The following is a 21,239-nucleotide window of genomic DNA, read 5'->3' on the forward strand; positions in this document are numbered from 1 at the left end:
GAAAGCACGATGGACGACGGGTTACCCGGCACTGGACGCGCAGCGGAACATCCGCCTTTACAGGCCGCACAGCATCTCTCTACCGTCATTGAGGTCCGTGCAAGCCGCGAAGGTACTCACTCGACAGAAAGCGAGTCATCACCGTGCCGCAGCATCTTGACCTCTTCTCGGAGCAGATCGAAGAAATAGCCGAAAGGAAAAGGGAGTTCCTTGAGATAGGCCGCAGGGCAGGAAGGTTCCCGAGTGCCCGCACCTGGAACAGGGGCACTGAAGACACCTCCGACATCAGCGTCTGGTGCAGCAACGACTACCTGGGTATGGGACAGCACCCGGACGTACTGGAAGCGGTGAAGCGTGCCGTCGACGAATTCGGCGCCGGCTCCGGCGGTTCACGGAACATCGGCGGTACCAACCACTACCACGTGCTGCTGGAAAAGGAACTGGCAGATCTGCACGGCAAGGAAGACGCCCTGCTCTTCACATCCGGATACACTGCCAACGACGGCTCACTGTCGGTTCTCGCCGGCCGGATGAAGGATTGCCTGGTCTTCTCGGACGAGCTCAATCATGCCTCCATCATCGATGGCCTTCGGCACAGTGGTGCGGAGAAGCGCATCTTCCGCCACAGCGATCCGGCACATCTGGCGGAACTGCTGTCGGCCGCCGACCCCGAACGACCCAAGATGATCGTCCTCGAATCGGTCTACTCGATGTCGGGCGACGTGGCGCCGCTCGCCGAGATCAGCGACATCGCGAAGCGGTACAAGGCGACCACGTTCCTCGACGAGGTGCACGCCGTGGGAATGTACGGCCCCCAGGGCGCCGGTATCGCGGCGCGCGAGGGGATCGCCGACGACTTCACCGTCATCATGGGAACTCTGGCAAAGGGGTTCGGCACCGCGGGGGGATACATCGCCGGGCCGACGCCGCTCGTCGACGCCATCCGCGCCTTCTCCCGCTCGTTCATCTTCACCACGTCCCTGCCGCCGGCCGTCGCCGCGGGTGCGCTCGCCGCGGTCCGGCACCTCAGGGCATCGGAACGGGAACGTGACGCCCTCGCGAAGAACGCCCGCCTGCTCCACCGTCTGCTCACCGAACGGGGCATCCCCTTCCTCTCCGACGGTTCCCACATCGTGTCGGTGTTCATCGGTGACGACGCGACCAGCAAGCAGGCCTCCCGGCTGCTCCTCGATCGCCATGGCATCTACGTGCAGGCGATCAACGCTCCCAGCGTGCGGACCGGCCAGGAGATCCTGCGGGTCGCGCCGGCCGCCGTGCACACACTCAGCGACGTGCAGAAATTCGTGGAGGTCCTGGACCAGATCTGGCGCGAGCTGGAGATCGCCCGCGTCCAGGAATAGCACCTCGACGCGCCGCCGCCCCCGAACGGGGCCGGCCGGGACCGCAGTTGCGCAGGTCCCGGCCAGTCCGGCCGGCATCACCCCACCAGCCCTTCCCCATCGAATCTCGAGAGCCGCCGGACACCATGGGCCGTCCGCGATGCCCATCACCCGATTCGGGCCCGTCCCACCCTCCCGAGATTGGATCACCGTGGCAGCACTCATTCCCGTGTCCACCGGAGAGCCGGAGCGCGATACGACCCACTACGTGCAGGCCATCCTCAGGAGCCTGTGGCTCCGCGGGGACGACACGGCGTTGCGCTGGCGCGGCACATCGGTCTCCGCACGCGGCCTCCACCGGGACATCGGCCTCGCGACGGAGGGCCTGCGCCGGCTGGGCGTGGGCCCGGGCACCACGGTCGGCGTGCTGACGGAGGCCAACAGCCCCCTGGCACTGACCGCTCGCTACGCCGCGCACCTGCTCGGCGCGACAGTCGTGTACGTGCGCTCGACGAACCCCGGACCACAGGCCCCCGCCCTGCCGGCCGCCGACCAGGCGGAGATCCTCCGCGAGACGGGCGCAGACCTGCTGGTGGTCGACCCCGCGAACGCCCGGACCGGGCAGGCCGCGGCAAACCTGTTGTCCCCTCCGGTCCGCCTGGCCGGCTTCGGCGAGTGCGGGGCGGGGATCCCCACTCTCACCGCGGCGGACGTCCCCGCGGACCGACCGGCTCCGGCACACGAGCCCGACCTCGCAGTCGTGACCTACACCAGCGGCAGCACCGGCCGGCCGAAAGGCATCCGCCAGTCGTTCACCGGCTGGAACAGCACGGTGCTGTCCGCCTACCCAGCGCTTCGGAACGCGGGGAAAGTCACGTTCCTGGTCGTCACCCCGGTCAGCCACGCCGTCGGCGTGATCCTGGACATCGTGCTCGCCGCCGGCGGCACCGTCGTACTGCACGAGCGTTTCGAACCGGGACAGACCATCCGGGCGATCGAGGCTGAGCGGATCACCGGCACCTATATGGCGGTGCCCCAGCTGTACGCCCTGCTCGACCACCACGCGCTCGCGGACACCGACGTCTCCTCGCTGCGCCAGCTCATGTACGGCGGCTGCCCCGCCTCGCCGGAACGCCTCGCCCAGGCCGTCCGGTTCTTCGGCGACGCCCTGATGCAGAACTACGGTACGAGCGAGGGCGGGAGAATCACGTTGCTCGGCCCGCGGGACCACCACAGCCCGGAGTTGCTGTCCACGGTGGGCCGCCCGTTCCCCGAGGTCGACCTGAGCGTCCGCGATCCGGAGACCGAGCAGGAACTGCCTCCGGGGCGCACCGGCGAGGTGTGGATGAAATCCCCGAACATGATGTCCGGCTACGTCGGCGATCCCGCTCTGACCGCGAGAACGCTGCGGCACGGCTGGCTGCGTACCGGTGACCTCGGTCATCTGGACGCCAAGGGCTATTTGCACCTCACCGGGCGGCTCAGCGACGTGATCAAGTCCCGCGCGACCAAGATCCACCCCGCGACGGTGGAGAAGGCACTGGCTTCCCACGAGGGCGTCGCGAACGCCGTCGTGTACGGCGTACGGGACTCGGACGAGCTGGAGCACGTGCACGCGGACGTGGCTCTGCGGCCAGGGGCCGGGTGCACCGCGGAGCAACTGCGCCGCCACGTGGCCTCCGTACTCACACCACTGCACGTTCCGGCTCGGATCACTTTCCACGCCGAACTGCCACTGGCCGTCTCCGGGAAGGTGGACCGCCGGCAGCTGCGGTCCCTGGCCGAGCGGTCCGCCGCTCCCGACGCCGACTGACGAGGAGTGCCCCCGTGGACGGACTGCTGGCACGCACCGTATGTCCACCCACCGCAGGTGAGCACGCGGTCGGGTTCCGGATACTGGGCCCGCTGGAGGTCGTGAGCGGCGAGCGCATCCTGCCCGTACGCGGATTCACGCAACGCGCCACCCTGGGATTCCTGCTCCTGCATGCCAACCACGCCGTCACCACCCGTGATCTGGTGACGGCGTTGTGGCCGGCCGAAGCACCCCGCACGGCGCGCAAGATGCTGCAGAACGCGGTCTCCGGGCTGCGTGGCACCCTCAGGCAGTACGAAGTGCACGCCGACGCCACGGCCCTGGTGAGCCGCGGCCCCGGATACACTCTGCGGCTGGATCCCGGATGCCTGGATCTCGTCTCATTCCGACGAGCCGCCGCCCGGGGCCGGACACAACTGTCGGTCGGCTCGTTCGGCAGCGCGGCACGGCTGTTGCGAGAGGCCCTCGCGATGTGGCGGGGCCCGGCGCTGGAGGATCTTGCCGAGTCCGGCGTCGCCTGGGCGGAGCTGGCCGGTCTGCACAGTGAGCGGATGGCCACGCGCGAGGACTGCTACGAGGCGGAACTGGCCTGCCGTCGCCATCACGAGGTCGTGGGAGAACTACAGGCGGCGGTCGACCAGGACCCCTTGCGGGAGCGGATGTGCGGCCTGCTGATGCGCGCGCTGTATCACTGCGGCCGGCAGGTCGACGCCCTGCGCGTCTACCACCGGCACCGTGCCGCCCTGCTCGAAGGGCTGGGACTTGAGCCGGGCCACGGTCTGCGGGAGTTGGAGCGGGCCATCCTGAACCACGATCGAGCCCTGGCTCCGTCGGCGCCAGGAACGATCGCGGTGACGGCCGGGGGCGGCGGGAGGGGACCGTCTTCGCTCAGGCCGACGACCGCAGGACGGTCCGGGAGCCGCCCCGTACGCACCGATCCGGAACTCGGCATGCTGCTCGGCGTGCTGGATCTCGTACGGCGTCGGCGGCAGCCGCACCTCGTCACCGTCCTGGGCCGTCCGCACGCGGGGAAGAGCCGGCTGGTCGCCCGCCTCCGAAATGCCGTCCGCCAGGACGAGGGAGCGGTGCGGTGTGTTGTCGGCCGGATGCCGCCCCGCGGCCACGAACGGCCGGTCGGCCTCACCGTACTGGCGAACACGCTGAAAACCCTGGACCCTCTCGTGGCAGGCGTCCATGCGCGTCCGGGCGCACACGTGGACGAGGCCTTCATCGCCTGGCGGAGCGTGCTGCGACAGGCATCTGCGGTGCGCCCGCTGATCACAGTCTTCGAAGACCTGCACCGGGCTGACGACACGCTGTTGGGCTTCATCGACAGCACCGTGCGTACGGCCGGCGAGGTTCCGCTCCTGGTCGTCGTCACCGCCCAGCCCGACTTCCTGGAACACCGGACCGGCTGGGGCGACGGTCTGCCCCACACCACCACGTTCACTCTGGATCCGCCGGGCGAGGATCCGCTCCGGCCGGTGCCACGAAAGGGTCGGCAGGCATGAAGACCTTCCTGCGCCGTTGTGCCCGTTCGCTCTGGCAGAGCCTGGTCGCGTACGGCGCCATGCAAACAGGTGTCTGTGCGCTGTCCGTAGGCGGATACCTTCTCGGTGCCCCGCCGCCCGGCGGCCCCGAACGTCTGGTCCCCGATGAGCCTCTGAGCGAGCTGGAGCTGCTCCTCCTCAGGGAGTTCACGAATGGAGGCAGGCCCGAGGTCTGACCGCAGGACGCCGACGGGCCGCACGGTACCCACTTGACCCAATATATTTCGGTACCTAATCATGAGGCCATGAAGTATATTGAGGGATCAGAGCCGGAGGCCCCTCAGCCCCTCGGCGGCGACGCACCCATCGGACAGCTGTTCGCACTTGCGGCACGGCTGTCCGGCAGCACCTGGGTTCGGCTGCTGAACGAGCGCCTGGGGATCGGATGGACCGCGTTCAACGTCCTTCGCCGGCTCGGCGAGGCGGACGGCCAGACATCGAAGGAGATCGCTGCCGCGACCATGGTCGCGGCTTCCACCCTGACCGGCGTCGTCGACACCCTGGAGAAGGACGGGCTGATCGAGCGGCGCCGCTCGGAGGTCGACCGAAGAGTGGTCCGGCTCCATCTGACCGAAGCCGGGCGGCAGCGCCTGTCGGTGTCCGACGCCGAGTTGTCCCGTGTCTTCGAGGGGTTCTTCGACCACGTCGACCCGGCCGACGAGCCGGTCGTCCGCCGCTTCCTGCGTACCGCAGTGGAGCGCTTCTCCACCGAACTCGGCCTCGTGCCACCGACTTCGGCCGACACCGGCCGCCACACTTCCGGAGCCCCATCGTGCTGATCAGGGTCTTACGAGCCCATCTGCCTCCCCATCGCAAAGCCCTCGCCGCCATCCTGGTACTGCAGTTGGCGCAGTCGGCGGCGGCCCTCTACCTGCCCACTCTGAACGCCGACCTGATCAACAAGGGTGTGGTGGCGGGAGACACCCCGTACATTCTCCGCACCGGCGGCTTCATGGTCGCCGTGGCGTTCCTCCAGATCGCCTGTTCCCTGGTCGCCGTGTACTTCGGCGCCACCGTCGCCATGGCCATCGGGCGCGACGTACGGGCGGAGGTCTTCGACCACGTGCAGACGTTCTCCGCCCGAGAACTTGATCGGTTCGGCGCCTCGTCGCTGATCACCCGTACCACCAACGACGTGCAGCAGGTGCAGACCGTCGTACTCATGACGCTCACACTCATGGTCGTGGCGCCCTTCACCTGCCTGGGCGGCATCGTGCTGGCGCTGCGGCAGGACGCCGCCAGCTCGGTCGTCCTGCTCATCGCCGTCCCGATCCTGGCCGCCGCCATCGCCGTGATCGTCAGCAGGCTGAACCCGCAGTTCCGCCTCATGCAGAGCCGTATCGACCGGGTCACCGGCGTACTGCGGGAGCAGATCACCGGAGCCAGGGTGATCCGGGCCTTCGTCCGCGACCTGCGGGAGCGCCGGCGCTTCGAAGAGGTCAACACCGAGGTGTCCGAGGTGAACCTGCGGGTCGGCCGGCTGATGGCGGTGATGTATCCGACGGTCCTGGTGGTGATGAACGGCTCGTCCGTGGCCGTCCTGTGGTTCGGCGGACACCGCATCGCCTCCGGGGACATGCAGGTCGGGTCCCTGACCGCTTTCCTCACCTATCTGGTGCTGATCCTGATGTCGGTGGTCCAGGCGACCTTCATGCTGATGACGATCCCCAGAGCCGAGGTCTGCGCGGAACGTATCGTCGAGGTGCTCGGCACGGAAACCAGCGTCACACCGCCGGCGCAACCCGTCGCGCCTGCCACCCCCCGTGGCGAACTGGAGCTCACCGACGTGGAGTTCCGCTTCCCCGGCGCCGAACAGCCGGTGCTCAGCGGCATCGACCTGATCGCCCGCCCCGGCGAGACCACCGCCGTCATCGGGCGCACCGGCAGCGGCAAGAGCACGCTGCTGCGTCTGGTCCCCCGGCTGATCGATGCCACCGCCGGCTGCGTACGCATCGACGGACTGGATGTCCGCACGCTCGGCCCCGACTCCGTCTCGTCCACGATCGGCCTTGTCCCGCAACGGCCGTACCTCTTCTCGGGCACCGTCGCCTCCAATCTCCGCTACGGCAAACCCGACGCCACGGACGAGGAACTGTGGCACGCCCTGGAGACCGCGCAGGCCCGCGCGTTCGTCGAGGGCATGCCCGACGGGCTTCAGTCGGAGATCTCCCAGGGCGGCACCAATGTCTCCGGGGGCCAGCGCCAGCGACTCGCCATCGCCCGCGCTCTGGTCCACCGTCCCCGTATCTACCTCTTCGACGACTCCTTCTCCGCACTCGACGCCTCCACCGACGCCGCCCTGCGCGCAGCACTGGCCCGGGAGACGGCCGACTCCGCGATCGTGCTGGTCGCTCAGCGCATCAGCACCATCCGGGACGCCGACCGCATCGTCATCCTCGACGAGGGGCGCGTCGTCGGCACCGGCACCCACGCCGAGTTGCTCGGCGGCAACCCGGTCTACCAGGAGATCGTGTCGTCCCAGTTCACCGAGAGCGAGTCCGTCTGATGAGCAGTCCCCCAACCTCCGGTCGGCCCCCCGCGCGGGAGAGCACCCCCCGGCCCGGCGGATCCGGTGGCCACGGCCGCGGCCGGTCCCGGCCGGCCGACGACTTCTGGGGCACCGGCCGCCGGCTGCTCGCCGTGCTCCGTCCCGAACGAGCGCTGATGACCGCCACGCTCGCCGTGTGCACCATCAGCGTCGCCCTCTCGGTGATCGGCACGAAGATCCTCGGCCACGCCACGGACGTCGTCTTCTCCGGAGTCGTCAGCAGCCACCTGCCCTCCGGTACGACCACCGCGGAAGCCATCCGTGCCCTGCGCGCACAGGGCGACGACGCGCAGGCCGACGCCATCGCCTCCATGCACGCCGTGCCCGGGGCGGGCATCGACTTCGACCGGGTCGGCGGCGTCCTCCTTCTCGCGGCGGTCATGTACGGCGTCAGCGCCCTGCTGATCCTCGTCCAGGGGCGTCTCACCGCGGTCATCGTGCAGCGGTCGACCTTCCGCCTGCGAGAGTTCGCCCAGTCGAAGCTGTCACGGCTGCCGCTCGGCTACTTCGACCGACAGCCGCACGGCGAGGTGCTGAGCCGTGTCACCAACGACATCGACAACGTCAGCCAGACGTTGCAGCAGACCTTCAGCCAGATCGTGAACTCCGTTCTCACGGTCGTCGGTGTGCTGACCGTGATGTGCCTGATCTCTCCGTTGCTCGCGCTGGTCGCCGCGGTCACGGTACCGGTCTCCATCTACGTCGCCGCCGTGATCGGCAAACGGGCCCAGGGCAGGTTCGCCCAGCAGTGGGCCATCACCGGCCGGCTCAACGGTCACGTCGAGGAGATGTACACGGGCCATGACCTGGTGAAGGTCTTCGGGCGGCAGAAGGAGGCGGCTGTCACCTTCAAGGAGCACAACGACGCCCTCTACGCGGTGAGTGCCAAGGCCCAGTTCGTCTCCGGGACGATGCAGCCCGCGATGCTCTTCATCGGCAACCTCAACTACGTGCTGATCGCCGTGCTGGGCGGTCTGCGCATCGCCGCCGGCGGTCTGTCCATCGGCGACGTGCAGGCCTTCATGCAGTACTCCCGCCAGTTCAGCGCTCCCCTCACCCAGATGGCGAGCATGGCCGGCGTGATCCAGTCCGGCGTCGCCTCCGCCGAACGCGTCTTCGCCTTCCTCGACGAACCCGAGCTGGCTCCCGATCCGGCCGCACCCGCGCGCCCGGATCGGGTGGACGGACGCATCCGGTTCGAGAGCGTCAGCTTCGGCTACACACCTGAGACTCCGCTGATCGAGGACCTCTCGCTCGCGGTCGAACCAGGCCGGACGGTAGCCATCGTCGGCCCCACCGGGGCGGGCAAGACCACTCTGGTCAACCTGCTCATGCGGTTCTACGAGGTCACCGCGGGACGCATCACCCTGGACGGGGTGGACATCGCCACCATGTCCCGGGACGACCTGCGCTCGAACTTCGGCATGGTGCTCCAGGACACCTGGCTGTTCGGCGGGACAATCGCGGAGAACATCGCCTACGGGGGAACGGACCCGACTCACGAGCAGGTCGTCGAGGCAGCCATGGCCACCCATGTCGACCACTTCGTGCGTACTCTCCCGGATGGCTACGACACCGTTCTGGGCGAGGGTACGAACAGTGTCAGCGTCGGTGAGAAGCAGCTGATCACCATCGCCCGAGCCTTCCTCTCGGATCCGGCCGTCCTGATCCTCGACGAGGCGACCAGCTCGGTGGACACTCGCACCGAGCTCCTGATCCAGAACGCCATGCACTCATTACGCCAGGGCAGGACCAGCTTCGTCATCGCCCACCGGCTCTCCACCATCCGGGACGCCGACGTGATCCTGGTGATGGATTCCGGCAGGATCGTGGAGCAGGGCAGCCACACCGAACTGCTGGCCGCCCGTGGCGCCTACGCCCGCCTGTACGCGGCACAGTTCAGCCAGGCACTCGCGGAGGTCGACTGACGGCTCCCACGCGGACCCGGACGGACCACGGGACCACGGCCGCACCGGCCGTGGTCCCGTGGTCCGTCCCCTGGGCTCAGGCACCCGGAAGCGGACGCACCGGGATACCGGCGTCCTGCAGCCCGGAGTAGTCCACGACCTCCCAGTGCTCCGCGACCTTCCCGTCGACCAGGCGGAACTGGTCGGAGGTACGCATCAGCAGTCGGCGTCCCGTCGGTGTCCGTCCGCGTGACGTACCGGTGAAGTGCCCACGCCAGGTGGCGAACACCATCACCTTGTCCCTGTCGGCGAGCAGATGGTCCACGGTGGCGGTCAGGTCGGGAAACGCGGCGAAGTTCCCGGCGAAGTACTCCTTGAACGCCTCGACTCCGTGCGGAACGGCGGGCATCTGCGCATTGTGGTGCAGGTAATCCCGTTCGTAGTAGGCCCCCGCCCGATCCAGCCGGTGCTCGGTCATCACCTCCCGGTAGGCGCTCAACACGGTGGCCGAGTTCGCCCGCTCGAGAGCGCTGTGCGTCCCGAGCAGCCTCGGCTCCTGCGGCCCAGGCCCCTGTAAGGGCAGCGCGCCGAACATCCTGAGGACGGAGTAGTCCACGACGGCCCAGTGCTCGGCGACGCGGCCCGCCTCCATCCGGAAGAGTTCGCTGGTACGCAGTTCCAGCTTCCGGCCGCTGGCGCACTGCCCGGCGAAACTGCCGGTGTGCTGCCCCTCCCAGGTCATGAACGCCATGACGCGGTCACCGTCGGCGAGCAGGGCGTCCACGGCCACCGAAAGATCCGGAAAACCGTGTGTCAGTTCACTCCAGAACCTGCTCAGACCCTCGTGTCCAGGGGCGACCCGTGGGTCATGCTCCTGATGACCCTCCCTGTAGTAGTGGTCGAGCCGGTCGAAGCGATGGCCGTTGTACACGTCGTCAACAAGTCGCAGGACCGGATCGACCTCTCCTTTGTGGTCTGCTCCGTCATTTGATGAGACGCCGAAGCTGTCTACATGAGTCACTCTGGCTCCCGCCCTCGTCGACACCAGCGTGCGCCAAGCTCACAGTGGTCCTCTGGAGACATGCTCGAGTCGCCCTGTGGCCGGTCGCGTCCCGCCGGGTGGTGCGGGCACCGGCCGAGCCGATTCGGTTCCGGAGCGGGGAACCGGCGGTCGGCTCCGGTCAACGTCGACCAGGCACTTGATTCCCGGCTCCGGCCCTGCCGCCGGCGTCTGCTGTGCGCCGCGATCCTCATCTGCGTACGGGCGGAGGATCGCTTGACGCAGGAGGCCGGGTCACGTGTTCGCAGGGTCCGCCGACACGGCGTTCACCCCGTCGCGACCTGCGCTCATCACGAAGAGGTGCCTCACTCGGAAGCAGCTGTCCGTAGATGTCGATCGTGGTCTTGATCGACTGATGGCCCGGCCGGCGCGAGACCTCGTGGATCGGCACACCGTGAGCCAAGGCGATCGAGGCGAAGAAGTGTGCGTCGTCTGCGTCGAGCACGCCATCGACGCGACCGACGCGGATATCACCAGCGCGATCATCCCGCACTTCCAAGGCGTTCGTGACGGAATCGGCGCGATGGGCAGCCAGTACGCGATCGGTGTGTACGGGTGCCGCAACACCTGCATCCGCCTCGAAGCCGAGGGTCTCACCACCCGGAGCTTCGTCAGCGGCATGTCGACCGGCTACAGCGGCAATCTCGGCTACCCGCTCCCGGACAACTGGGCCTTCGACCAGATCAAGGATTTCACGCCGGCCGCCGGCACCAGCGGCGCAGTGGAGATCGACAACGACATCGCCTCCGGCCGGGATCCGGGCATCGACAGCGTGACCCGGCCGCGCGACCCCAACGACGCCTTCTACACCTACCTGATCCGGCTCGAAGCCAGGGCCGGCCAGTGGATCGACCAGGGGCACACCGACCGGTCCGCACCCGAACTGGTCGCGCAGTACCTCCGAGCACGTGACGGGCTCTACAAGTTCACGGGTGCCGACACCACCTTCGGCTCGCTCGACCAGGATTTCGTCAACTTCGTGAACGGCTATCCCGACGAGCCGTTCGCGGGCCCGCTGCGCGACCCCGGCCTGCTGTGGGATTCCGACGTCGATCACTTCGGTGCGTCTTTCGGCGCCGTCCTCACCACCGGTCTTGATGACGACCTCACATCGGCCAGCCTGGCGGACTTCGGGAGCTGGGGCGGCGATCTCGTCAGCGTGCTGGGGCAGTTCCACCAGAGCGGGCTGTCCGACGACCAGGCATACGATTTCGCCGCCGGTTTGATCGCCGGCAAGGCCGACGGCACGTACTTCTCGCTCGGCGACGTCCTCGCCGATATCGACGCACGGGTCCTGGGCCACGCCGCCCTGCAGGATTCCGGCCAAACGCTGTCCGCGGCATTCCAGGCGAACTACGCGTCGCCTGCCGCTTCCGTCGCGCGGCGCAAGGCGTTCTACGCGCTCCGGTTCGGCAGTTCGACCGACACATTGGGATCGGCGGCCGTGAGTGCGATGGTCCGCGGCACCGCCGAGACGGCCGCCATCCGAGCAGCCTTCTGGTTCGATCAGTTCGGATCGGTGACCTGCCCCTCTCCTGAGTTCATGTCCGCCGACGCACTGGGCGGTGTGGCGACGGCATTCCGCGACGCCATCCTCCAGTACTGCTCATGACGAATCGAGTACGTGACATGAACGACCCGAAGGACACCCGTCGGCAGGTCCTGGCTCTCGGAGGTCTGACACTGGGCGTCGCCGCCGTCACCGTCGTCGGCCTCGGAGGCCCTGCACGGGCCGATTCCGCCGCCGATGTGGCGCTGCTGCCGGTCGGGGCGAGCCCGGTCTCGGTCCTTTCGGGCGTCGGTGTCCAACCGGCAGCGTTCCCAAGACAGTTGGCTGTGCAGGTCCAGCACACGGGCGCGGATCTTCCGGCCGGGACCGAAGTGGCCGTCACCTACGACCCTCGGCTCTACTCCCCGCTGCCCGCCGCGGTGGCCACCATCGACGACCGTCGGCTGCGCACGACGAGCACGATCACCACCGACCCCAGGACGACGCTCGCGACCTGCACGGTCACCCAGTCCGAAACCGTCGCCGCGGGCAGTGATCCGGTGGTCGCCGTGGGAACCGCGTACCCCGTGCTCTATCCACGCGACCTGGACCGGGCCCGGCCCCTGCCGCCGCGTCCTTCTCCGTCGCGCTGGACCCCCAGATCGTGAGCGACGTCAAAGTCGCCACCGCCCGGCTCAATCACAAGGTGCACGACTCCGGTGTACGACTCCTTTCGCGTGCCCGGACCGCGTCGTTGTTCGAAACCCACTGGAGCACAACGGTGAAGCTCAAGTCCGGTGACCGGCTCGATCTGGGCCTGGAGGTGGCGACACGGAAGCCGGCGGGCGACCTGTCGGCCATCAAGCACCCCTTGGTAGGGCTGATCGACATGGTCAACCACGGCACCCAACGGCAGACCGGCCAGAACTCGATGTCGCGGACCGATGCAGTGTGGCAATGATCAGTGGCTATGTGTGGACCCTGCCGGCGGTGACCATCGTCGGCTGGATCCTGTCGTGGTGGGGAACACGGCGGATCCGGTGGTGTCTGCTGTCCGCCGCGACCGTCATCTCCGTGTCCTGCCTCGTCATCGGGGACCGTGACAAGGGGCCGCAGATCAGCCCGGGAACCATCGGCTGCTCGCCGGCCCTCAATTGCATGGACTGGCGTGGGATCTACTGGCTGGAGGCCGGACTGATCGGCTTCGTATGCCGCCACCCTCCGCCGCACCGGCCGCGACCACCAGCGCCCCCTACGAGCCTCCGGGTCCTGGACGGGGGTGTTCAGGCCGAGAGGGTGCCGCTCGGTCGACACGGAGTCCCCGTCCGACTGACAGGTGCTGAGCATGCGCTGCTGCCGCGACGAACCGACGGTCGGCGGTGGTGCAAGGAGGACGGTGGTCAGGGCGTGACTTCCGGGTGGTGTCCTCACTTCGGGGAGTTCGCCGCGGCGGGCGGGGATGAGGAGGGCGGGTTCGGGGGCTCCGTGAGGTGTTGGGTGCCGCCCGGACCGGTGCAGGCGTGCACCCCGGAGGTAAGCTGGACACAGGCTTTGGCCGTTGAGGGGCTGGGGGCAGCGACCATCGCGGTGAACGTGTCTGTGTCGTAGTGGACTCTGTTCTGGTACGTCCGGCCGCCCTCGCTGACGACCCGTGCGATGTCGCCGGGACGTCCCCAGCTGATACGGGACCATGCGGCTTTGCAGGCGTCGCTGTAGCGCAGCTCCACATAGACCCCGGCGATCTTGTACAGGGCAGCGGTCCATGCGTCGCCACCGCAGCCGGTTTGCTTGGGGTTCTTGCCGGCGCAGCTGTCCGAGAAGCAGTTGACGTCCAGCTGCCTGGCCGGTGTGCCCGTTCCCGGTGTGGCGTCGGGGTCGGCGTGCGTGTGCGAGGGCCCGCCGAACACGCTGAACAGGGCGGCACATGACGCAGCGGCAGCGGCAAGAGCGGCCCCGGCCCAGACCAGCGTCCGTCTGCCGAGGCGACGGCCCGAGGGCGGCTCCCCTGCTCCAGTGACAGGAGTGCGCTCGGTCACGACGACAGATGCCTCAGCCTGCCCATCACGGATGTAGGGGGCTTCTTGGTCGTGCCAAGCGGTGTTCGCCAGATCCCAGAGCCGCACGAGCCGGGCCGGATCGGAGTCGGCCAGCTTGCCGAGTGCGGTCACCGCATGCTGCGGCGGCAGTGCCTTGCCGTTGAGATAGCGTTCCCAGGAAGACTTGCTGTGCGGGGTGCGCCTGGCGAGGACAGCCAGGCTCAGCCCAGAGCGGTCCTTCAGCCCCCTCAGTTCGACCACCAGAAGGCGGACGTCCGAGGCGAGGCCCTCGGGTAACGGCTTCCAGTCAGTCAAGCACGTCCTCCGTGCCCCAATACGTTGCGCCCTCTACATGATGTTCATTGCTTTCCTCCCCAGCGTATCCAGAGTGGGCGGACTCGTAGCAATGGTTTCGTGTAACTGGCCACATACGAAGCACAGTTGGCGTTATGACGGTGCCATGAGCCGAGGGGCCGCGGCGCGCGCCGCGCTGTGCGTACTGGTCCTGGGAGTGGTGTGCGCGGGGGCCGAGGGCCCCAAGGACCACCGGTCCGGCGCCCGTCATGACGACATGCTCATCGTCGGCGGGCTGCCTTCCGCAGAACAGCTCGCAGTGGGCCGCACCCAGCGCAGCGACCTGATCGGCCTGTGGCAGAGCATGCTGTGGGCCGACGGATACTCCGCTCGCTCCGGAGTCACCTGCACCTACGACGAGGCCACCGCCGAAGCCACCCGCACCTGGCAGAGCAACCACCACCTGTCCGCGGACGGGATCGTCGGGGCGGCCACCTGGGGAGCGGCGGCGCACCGTATCGTCCCCGCCGGCCCGTGGCTGGTCTACCAGGGCGAACACTACGATCTTCCGCTGCGCTCGGACCGGTATGACGTCTACGAGGTCTACGACGCGGGGCGGTTCCGCCGACTGCGTACAAACGCCGTCACACTCACTCGCTGCCGGTGACGGCGTCGATCCAGCTGTCGTAACGGGCGACTCCGAGTTGGTGGCCATCGACGACGACCGTGGCACGCGCCGCGTCCGGCCCGCTTCCCACCATCGCCGTGTACGCCCCGCCCGTGGTAGCCGCTTGCTGATCCCCGCCGGTCGTGGCGATCCGTAACCCTGCCGTCCCCACCGGAGTATCGACCTCTGCCCAACTCGCCAGGCAGGCCGGACTGTACTGAAGGGTCAGGACATGGCCGTACGCGCGCAGACGGTGGACGGCGACACCATCGCGGTCGCACCCCTCTCGGTACGGATCCAGGCCCCGGCAACCGGCCAACCGGCACGCGGCGGCCGCCTGATCCACTGCGCTGCGCAACGGCCATGGCCAGGCCGGCGCTCCGGAAGGAGCGCCGTCCGGCGGGCGGCCGGCGTCCGTCCGGGTACTCCAGGGCCAGGCGAGCAGGACAGCCGCCAACAGCGAGCAGGCCGCGGCGGCAGCGGTCAGTACGCCCGCGCGTCGTGCCCGGGTTGACAGGTACGGTGGGTCCGCTGCCGGTGGCAGGCCGGTTACCGGTGCGTTCCGGGCCTCCGCGCTTCCTACCGGACGCCGCGGGGCGGGTGGCGTACCCAGGCCGCCGGTCGCGTCCTCGCGCGACCAGGCGTGAGCCGCCGATTCCCACAGCACGCGTAGGTGCTCGGCATCGGCCTGCGCCAGTCTTCCCAGCTCCGCAACCGCCTCCCAGGGAGGCAACCTCCGGCCGTTGAGGTAACGCAACCAGGAGCTGCGGCTGTAGCCGGTCTTCGCTGCGACGGTCGCGGTGTTCATCTCGCACCGGTCCACGTACCGGCGCAGTTCTCGCACCAGCCGGACCACCTCGGCGGGCGGGTCGCCCGTCAATGGCTGCCAGCGTCCCACGACGGCATCCCCCTTCTCCCGCACGGCCACTATCCCACGGGGATACGAGACTTCTTGAGGAAGCTGCCCATCAGACGGAGAGCTGGTAACGACGCCTTGTTCTCCGAGGCCGGAACAAGGGCCGGCCCCGGCCGGGAGATCCGCTGCCGGGGCCGGGTGACGAGTGCCTACCAGAGATCTGCGATGGCCGAGGCGAGGCCGGTACTGCATCCGTTTCAGTCACATCGTGGTGGTGCTGTTGATCGGGCGAACGAACCCCTCGTAGACCTTCCAGCCGTTGGAAAGGCCCTGCGTCCAGTCGTAGCCCTTCCAGCCGCCGATGGGGGCAGAGGACTGCCCGTGGTCGGCTTGGTTGCCGCCCCGGACGAAGATCTTGTCCCAGGCTCCGCCGAAGATGTGGCCTTCCGCCCCGCCGATCGTCTCAATGGACTTCGGGTTCGAAGGATCGACCCACACGACGATCTCCGCGTGGATACGCTGGCCGCGCTCGTTGTCGTTCGACTCGTCCTGCCACACCAGGGCATCACCGACCCGTGGCTGGCTGTCCCAGGCGTGGTACGCGGTCGCGTAACCCCGGCCGTCGGGCACGTTGTGACTGTCGGTGGGGCCATCCGCGAACGACGGAGCCTGACCGGTCAGGATGCCGGTGCCCTGGACGGCGTTGGCTCGCCAGACATACCGCGACCAGTACGTGCACCAGTCACGGATGCAGTTCTGGAAGGGCAGCGGGCTTGTGTAGCAGGTCTGGCCGAGGTGCTGCCAGTCACTCCAGGCGACTTGCTCCCCCAGGCCGTTGGAATCTGAGCCATCTGTACTCCGGGCGTACCACTGCTGGCTTCGTCCGGAGCCGCATCCGGCGAGTGTGACGACGTTTCCTCGGCTGTAGTTGCCGTTGCTCAGACACAAGTTGTCCGGGATCCAGGGACGTTCCCAACGGACGATGCCGCTGTGGAAGACCGGATAGGTCCGGAGGAACGCCTGGTTGGTGCCACCGTTGCACTTCCACACCTGCAGCGGTGCGCCAGGGTGGAAATGACTCGGGCCTCCCTGCACGTCGAGGCAGAGGCTGAGGTTGTACGACGGATGCAGGACAGATGTGCCGTCGCGGTTGAACTGCTCGCACCATACTTGCTCCTGGCCGCCAGTGGCGGACCACAGCAGGACCCTGGTGCCCTGGCCGCCGCTGCCGGCGACCGCGAGGTACTTTCCCGGGTCACCGACGGGTGAGAAGCGAGCCTGATATTCGCAACGTGGGTTGTTCCGCACGTTGTTGATGACGTTGGCGCTTGGCACATGGGGCACCGACGCCGAGGCCGACTGCTGCCCTGTGAGCCCCATGGCCATGAGCAGCGCGGTGAACAGGACTGCCGACAGCTTGAACGCAGACCGTTGAGACGCACGTGATGGGAACCGCAATGAGGGCCGCCTTTCGCCGGAGCCAACCGCTCTCTTCTCTTCACCCCGATCCATTGCTGTCCGGCCAAGGATGTGCTCTGTGCGCGTTGGCATTGGCCGAGCGCGCACAGGGATCATTCGGCCAGGGACACAGGGGACGTGTTCAGCAGACGGTGGCCTTGTTGTAGTAGGCGACGCGGTAGCCCGCGCTCACCTTGACGCGGATCTCGTACTGGCCGTTGACGCGCTTCAACCAGACGGAATGCACATGGCCGAAGTACTTGACGACGTTGCCGCCGTCGTGCCAGAGCTGGTTGTCCGCCCTGCCGAATGCACGAGGGCCCACGACGCCGTCCTGGGGCAGATCGTGCACTTTCTGCCAGTACTTCGTGGTGGCCTTGGTGTTGGCCCCGAAGCGGCAGTCGATGTCCGAGTAGTCGAAGTAGGTGCCGTTCGATTCGCGGGCGCCGTCGGCCCAGAGGACCGCCTGCCACAGCGCGGTCGCATTGCTGTGGGCGTGGCTGCTGGTGGAGAGCAGGCCCTCGTCGCCCCAGTCGTCGCTCAGCGAGCCTGTCCCGCCGATGTAGCCCTGCGAGACACTCGCCGACGCCGGGGGCGCAACTGCGAGTCCACTGCTGATCACGAGTGCGACGGCACCGATTACGGTCCGCTTCCGTACGGTCATGTCGTTTCCCCCATGAAGTCCTCCGCCCACCTGCTGCGGGGCGGTCTCGGGTCTTGGTGTTGAGCCTTGGCGGTGCGGGCCGGGGCGAGGTGGACCGCGCCGACCCGGCCCGCACTGCGGCACTCCTGGGCGAGAAGGTCATCGACGCTGCCCGGAGGCTCGCATCTGGGGGCCGGCGAACCGGCTGAACCCCGGCTTGCTCCCTGCAGCATTCCGTCACGGCGTCAGTCGCGTCATTGGCGAGGAACGCACTCGAGTTGGCATACAAAGCACTGTTCGGGGTCACTGCGTACCAGTGGTGAACGTGTGTCGCGGGCCGCCTCACCACGGTCCTGCACGGCCGGGCCCCGAAGCAGCGAGCCGGCATCTGATCCGCGACCGCCCCGACCGGCGTCGCCACCAGTTCACCGCCTGATGGGGAACCTCCCGCAAGAAGAGCCGCACCCATCCCAGGACCGTCCCGCTCCGTAGCCCGACCGCCGGGTGTCCCAGCAGGTCAGAGGGCAGGTCGTCCCAGGTTTGGCGCACCTGGCGGGCAGCGCTGGCAGCTGTTGTCCGCCAGATCCAGACTCGGATCAGCACCTGTGCGCACCGAAGTCCCGGTCCATGTCGCGGGATTCGAACCCGGCCGCCGTCTCGGCGCCGCGGGTGCGCATGGCGCCTCATGCACGCTACAGGGGAATCAGAGAATGACAGCTCACGGCAGTTCGTCCGGCCCGCACGAGTGCGAGATCACGACCACTACGGCGGCCGCCACCGGCAGGTTCCGTCACCAGCCCCCCGTCGGCAGGACGGGCATGCGTGAGTGGCGGCAGAACGGCGCTGCGGCCGACGGCCCGGCAGCCCCGGAGGCAGTCCTGCCCGGCGATGGTCCGGTCCGGGCACGGACTGCGGCAGCCGATCGGACGGACCATCACCACGTCGACCTGGGGCCGGTACAGCTGTCGCTGCTGAGCCCACCCGCGCCACCGGACGTGCTGGAGGTTACGGGCCGGTACACCGACGGCCTCCCGCGGACCTGGCACCTGGTCTTCGCGACTCGCGGGCCACTGGTCCTCACCCGCGATCAGCAGCTTGTCCGGCTGGAGCCCGGCAGCATCGTGCTGCGGGAACCCTCCGGGCTCTTCCAACTCTCCGCCGCCACGGCCGCCCCCTCCGTCCGCGCGCTGATCCTGCATGTGCCTGAAGCAGCCTTGGCGCTGCCTGGCGAGGTGCTGCACGAGTTGTCCGGGCGTCCCACACCGACCAGGTCGGGGCCCGCCGCCCTCCTCGCCTCCTTCGTGTCCGGGCTCGCCGCGCACGCGCCGTCCGCCGATGCCCGGCACACCGCGTGGTTGGGCACCGCCGCGGTCAACCTCGCGTCGGCCTTCCTCGACGGCGACACCGCGTTCCACCACGGCGGGACCCGCCCACAACCGACCCCGGCGGTGCCCGGCCTTTCCCTGTCAGGGACCGACCTGCTGCTGCGCGACATCAAGGGGTACATCGAGCGACACCTGCGCGACCCCGACCTGTCGCCGGCATCCATCGCGGCCGCCGGCCACATCTCGCTGCGCTACCTGCACCATCTCTTCCAGCGGGACGGGCTCAGCGTCGGGGCGTTCCTGCGCGAACGTCGTCTGGAACACTGCAGGGCGGACCTGTCCGATCCGGCCCAGTCGCAGCGGCGTGTGTGCGAAATCGCCAGGCGATGGGGCTTCCGTGACCCCGCGGTGTTCAACCGGACGTTCAAGTCGGCCTACGGGATCGCGCCCGGCGCCTACCGCAGGCAGCGGCTGCCGCAGTGATGCGGAACCCCCGGCCGCTCAAGAGCGCAGCGCCGACCAGGTCTGTGGGCCCACCTGACCATCGACCCTCAGATCATGATTGCTCTGGAACTTCTTGACCTCGGTCAGGGTGTCGTAGCCGAAGATGCCGTCCACGCCACTGGGACCGATGTTGTAGCCGCGGGCTTTGAGGATGCACTGCACCTCCTTCACATTCGTCCCGTGATCGTCGTACTGGGTGAGCTTTGTACCGGAGTAGTACGTACAGGACTTCCAGGGCTCGGCCGGGGTGGCGGGCGGAGCGGCTTTCGTGGTCGTGGAGCGGGTGGGCGACGCGTTCGACGGAGGGTCGTACGGCTGTTGCGGCCGGACCGGGACCGTGGCGCCACCGGTCGGCTGGTTCCCCGACGGGGGCGGAGCCGTGACCGTTGCGGTCACCGCCGTCGTGGGCCGGGGAGAGGCGGGCGTGGGGTGCGGGGAGTTCGTGGTGGTGGCGGAGGAGTGCGACCCGGCGGGGGTGATCGCGGCCTGCCGGCGGGCGGCGTCTTCTCCGGAGGCCGCCAAGGCGATGGCCGCTCCCGCGATCGCCACGGCTGCCGCCGCGCCCACCACGAGCGGCCACCGGCGTCGGCCGGACGCCTCCTTCGGGTCCTCGGGCTTGGTGCGGCGCAGAATCGTCAGCTGGTCCATGGACGGCACCGCCACTGCCTTCCCGTGCCAACCCGCCCGCGCGGCAGCGGTCCCGGCGACCGCATCAGGCCACTTCCCGGCGGGGGCATGCCCCCGCGTGGCCTCGACGACGTCCTGCGGGCTCGGCCGCCGCGAAGAGTCCTTGTCCAGGCACCGGCCGATCAGTTCGGCGAGGTCGGGATCGCTCCGGGCGACCTCGGCGATCACCTGCTCGTTCGGTGGCGAGTAGATGATCCGGTGGATGACGTCACCAGTGGTGCCCTCGCCGAAGGGGGCCGAGCCCGTGACCGCCGCGGCGAGGACCGAGCCGAGAGAGAACACGTCCGAGGCCGTGCCCGCTTCGCGGCCGTCCGCCTGCTCCGGAGACATGAAGGCCGGTGTGCCCAGGTGCTGACCGGTCAGGGTGAGCGAACTGGCGTCCGCGGTGTGCGCGACCCCGAAGTCGATGACGCGCGCACCATCCGGCCCCAGCAGGACGTTGGACGGTTTGAGGTCGCGGTGGACGATGCCCACGGCGGCGATCGCGGTGAGCGCCTGCCCGATCTCGCGCGCCAGCCGCCACCCGACCGGCGCGGGCAGGGACCCGCACCGCTCGATGGCGTCGGCCAGGCTGAGCCCGGGCACGTAGGCGGTCGCCATCCACAGGAGCTCGTCGCGGCCGAAGCCGGAGTCGAGCAGTTCGGCGGTGTACGTCCCGTGCACCCGGCGTACAGCCTCGATTTCGCGCTCGAAGCGACGGCGGAACCGCTCGTCCTCGGCGTACTCCGAGCGGATCACCTTGACCGCGACGAGTGACCCCGCCCCGTACGTCCCCTCGGTGTCGGCCGCTCGCCCGAGGTACAGCCGGCCCATCCCCCCGCCGCCCAGCCGGGCGAGCACCCGGTAGGGGCCGATGTCCGGCGGGTCGGTCCGGCGTAATGGCTCGGCGCCGAGCAGCGCCAGGTCGTCCGCGGACAGTTCGGCCATCGGCGTCTCAGTCGTGTGCTGCCCGCCGGTGGCGGGCTTCGCCGGTTCTCTCTCGGACATCAGTGATCCCCTGGGCCTGGTCTGCGGGTCCTGCGCCGGCCGACGATGCCTAATCGCCGCCGGCCTTGTCGATGA

18 protein-coding genes are annotated in these 21,239 nt (G+C 68.7%); 12 read left to right on the top strand and 6 right to left on the bottom strand.

The window, feature by feature from the left end:
- Positions 1-143 precede the first annotated feature (143 nt).
- From hemA to SSP29_RS04000, 7 genes are all read left to right on the top strand, one after another.
- The gene (hemA, locus tag SSP29_RS03970; protein WP_089099035.1) at positions 144-1,361 is read left to right on the top strand and encodes a 5-aminolevulinate synthase; all 1,218 of its coding nucleotides are present in this window, start codon (positions 144-146) and stop codon (positions 1,359-1,361) included.
- A gap of 190 nt (positions 1,362-1,551) precedes the next feature.
- Positions 1,552-3,153, top strand: a complete 1,602-nt coding sequence (locus SSP29_RS03975; RefSeq protein WP_167449844.1) for a class I adenylate-forming enzyme family protein — start codon at positions 1,552-1,554, stop codon at positions 3,151-3,153.
- 14 nt (positions 3,154-3,167) lie between these two features.
- Positions 3,168-4,664, top strand: a complete 1,497-nt coding sequence (locus SSP29_RS03980; protein ID WP_167449845.1) for an AfsR/SARP family transcriptional regulator — start codon at positions 3,168-3,170, stop codon at positions 4,662-4,664.
- Positions 4,661-4,879 carry a DUF6059 family protein gene (locus SSP29_RS03985; RefSeq protein ID WP_089099038.1) on the top strand — a complete coding sequence of 73 codons (219 nt, stop codon included), beginning with the start codon at positions 4,661-4,663 and terminating at the stop codon, positions 4,877-4,879. The genes SSP29_RS03980 and SSP29_RS03985 overlap by 4 nt, the downstream gene beginning before the upstream one ends.
- A 69-nt stretch (positions 4,880-4,948) precedes the next feature.
- On the top strand, positions 4,949-5,482 hold the full coding sequence (locus SSP29_RS03990) for a MarR family winged helix-turn-helix transcriptional regulator (RefSeq protein ID WP_089099039.1): 534 nt from the start codon (positions 4,949-4,951) through the stop codon (positions 5,480-5,482).
- Complete coding sequence (locus SSP29_RS03995; RefSeq protein WP_089099040.1) at positions 5,476-7,209, top strand: ABC transporter ATP-binding protein; 1,734 nt, start codon at positions 5,476-5,478, stop codon at positions 7,207-7,209. The genes SSP29_RS03990 and SSP29_RS03995 overlap by 7 nt, the downstream gene beginning before the upstream one ends.
- Entirely contained in the window at positions 7,209-9,179 is a 1,971-nt protein-coding gene (locus SSP29_RS04000) for an ABC transporter ATP-binding protein (protein WP_089099041.1), read from the top strand. The genes SSP29_RS03995 and SSP29_RS04000 overlap by 1 nt, the downstream gene beginning before the upstream one ends.
- A gap of 76 nt (positions 9,180-9,255) precedes the next feature.
- Here the strand turns inward: SSP29_RS04000 and SSP29_RS04005 are convergent, their stop codons facing one another.
- Positions 9,256-10,203, bottom strand: coding sequence for an ester cyclase (locus tag SSP29_RS04005; protein WP_089099042.1), 948 nt, complete (start codon positions 10,201-10,203; stop codon positions 9,256-9,258).
- Positions 10,204-10,612: 409 nt separating this feature from the next.
- Between SSP29_RS04005 and SSP29_RS04015 the strand changes: the two genes are divergently transcribed.
- The 3 genes from SSP29_RS04015 to SSP29_RS04025 are packed head-to-tail and all read left to right on the top strand — an operon-like array spanning position 10,613 to position 12,668.
- Positions 10,613-11,830: a glycoside hydrolase domain-containing protein gene (locus SSP29_RS04015; protein WP_150133508.1), complete on the top strand. Its 1,218-nt coding sequence runs from the start codon at positions 10,613-10,615 to the stop codon at positions 11,828-11,830.
- A complete protein-coding gene (locus SSP29_RS04020; protein ID WP_145968845.1) occupies positions 11,827-12,375 on the top strand; it encodes a hypothetical protein in 549 nt (182 codons plus the stop codon). The genes SSP29_RS04015 and SSP29_RS04020 overlap by 4 nt, the downstream gene beginning before the upstream one ends.
- Positions 12,372-12,668 (top strand): hypothetical protein, encoded by a 297-nt coding sequence (locus SSP29_RS04025; protein ID WP_089099045.1) that lies wholly within the window; start codon positions 12,372-12,374, stop codon positions 12,666-12,668. Before SSP29_RS04020 ends, SSP29_RS04025 begins: the two co-directional genes overlap by 4 nt.
- A gap of 466 nt (positions 12,669-13,134) precedes the next feature.
- Here SSP29_RS04025 and SSP29_RS04035 read toward each other — a convergent pair whose 3' ends face one another.
- Positions 13,135-14,058 (bottom strand): helix-turn-helix domain-containing protein, encoded by a 924-nt coding sequence (locus tag SSP29_RS04035; RefSeq protein ID WP_089099047.1) that lies wholly within the window; start codon positions 14,056-14,058, stop codon positions 13,135-13,137.
- Positions 14,059-14,203: 145 nt separating this feature from the next.
- On the opposite strand from SSP29_RS04035, the gene SSP29_RS04040 reads away from it, so the two are divergent.
- Entirely contained in the window at positions 14,204-14,704 is a 501-nt protein-coding gene (locus SSP29_RS04040; RefSeq protein ID WP_167449847.1) for a peptidoglycan-binding domain-containing protein, read from the top strand.
- Here SSP29_RS04040 and SSP29_RS04045 read toward each other — a convergent pair.
- From SSP29_RS04045 to SSP29_RS04055, 3 genes are all read right to left on the bottom strand, one after another.
- Positions 14,688-15,602 carry a helix-turn-helix domain-containing protein gene (locus SSP29_RS04045; protein ID WP_167449848.1) on the bottom strand — a complete coding sequence of 305 codons (915 nt, stop codon included), beginning with the start codon at positions 15,600-15,602 and terminating at the stop codon, positions 14,688-14,690. The two genes, SSP29_RS04040 and SSP29_RS04045, sit on opposite strands and share 17 nt — an antisense overlap.
- Positions 15,603-15,821: 219 nt before the next feature.
- The gene (locus SSP29_RS04050; protein WP_167449849.1) at positions 15,822-16,946 is read right to left on the bottom strand and encodes an RICIN domain-containing protein; all 1,125 of its coding nucleotides are present in this window, start codon (positions 16,944-16,946) and stop codon (positions 15,822-15,824) included.
- 214 nt (positions 16,947-17,160) lie between these two features.
- Positions 17,161-17,682 carry a peptidoglycan-binding domain-containing protein gene (locus SSP29_RS04055; RefSeq protein ID WP_089099051.1) on the bottom strand — a complete coding sequence of 174 codons (522 nt, stop codon included), beginning with the start codon at positions 17,680-17,682 and terminating at the stop codon, positions 17,161-17,163.
- A 689-nt stretch (positions 17,683-18,371) separates the two neighbouring features.
- Here SSP29_RS04055 and SSP29_RS04060 point away from each other — a divergent pair.
- Positions 18,372-19,469, top strand: coding sequence for a helix-turn-helix domain-containing protein (locus tag SSP29_RS04060; RefSeq protein WP_089099052.1), 1,098 nt, complete (start codon positions 18,372-18,374; stop codon positions 19,467-19,469).
- A gap of 18 nt (positions 19,470-19,487) precedes the next feature.
- Here the strand turns inward: SSP29_RS04060 and SSP29_RS04065 are convergent, their stop codons facing one another.
- A complete protein-coding gene (locus tag SSP29_RS04065) occupies positions 19,488-21,164 on the bottom strand; it encodes a serine/threonine-protein kinase (RefSeq protein WP_089099053.1) in 1,677 nt (558 codons plus the stop codon).
- Between the last annotated feature and the right edge of the window lie 75 nt (positions 21,165-21,239).

It is taken from the genome of Streptomyces hyaluromycini (genome assembly GCF_002217755.1).
In the GTDB taxonomy this organism is placed as follows: domain Bacteria; phylum Actinomycetota; class Actinomycetes; order Streptomycetales; family Streptomycetaceae; genus Streptomyces; species Streptomyces hyaluromycini.

Coding starts and splice junctions, on each gene's coding strand:
- SSP29_RS03990 (WP_089099039.1), top strand. CDS start 4,949: ATGAAGTATATTGAGGGATCAGAGCCGGAGGCCCCTCAGCCCCTCGGC.
- SSP29_RS04020 (WP_145968845.1), top strand. CDS start 11,827: ATGACGAATCGAGTACGTGACATGAACGACCCGAAGGACACCCGTCGG.
- SSP29_RS03985 (WP_089099038.1), top strand. CDS start 4,661: ATGAAGACCTTCCTGCGCCGTTGTGCCCGTTCGCTCTGGCAGAGCCTG.
- SSP29_RS04040 (WP_167449847.1), top strand. CDS start 14,204: ATGAGCCGAGGGGCCGCGGCGCGCGCCGCGCTGTGCGTACTGGTCCTG.
- SSP29_RS04050 (WP_167449849.1), bottom strand. CDS start 16,946: ATGGCCATGGGGCTCACAGGGCAGCAGTCGGCCTCGGCGTCGGTGCCC.
- SSP29_RS04055 (WP_089099051.1), bottom strand. CDS start 17,682: ATGACCGTACGGAAGCGGACCGTAATCGGTGCCGTCGCACTCGTGATC.
- SSP29_RS04000 (WP_089099041.1), top strand. CDS start 7,209: ATGAGCAGTCCCCCAACCTCCGGTCGGCCCCCCGCGCGGGAGAGCACC.
- SSP29_RS04065 (WP_089099053.1), bottom strand. CDS start 21,164: ATGTCCGAGAGAGAACCGGCGAAGCCCGCCACCGGCGGGCAGCACACG.
- SSP29_RS04060 (WP_089099052.1), top strand. CDS start 18,372: ATGACAGCTCACGGCAGTTCGTCCGGCCCGCACGAGTGCGAGATCACG.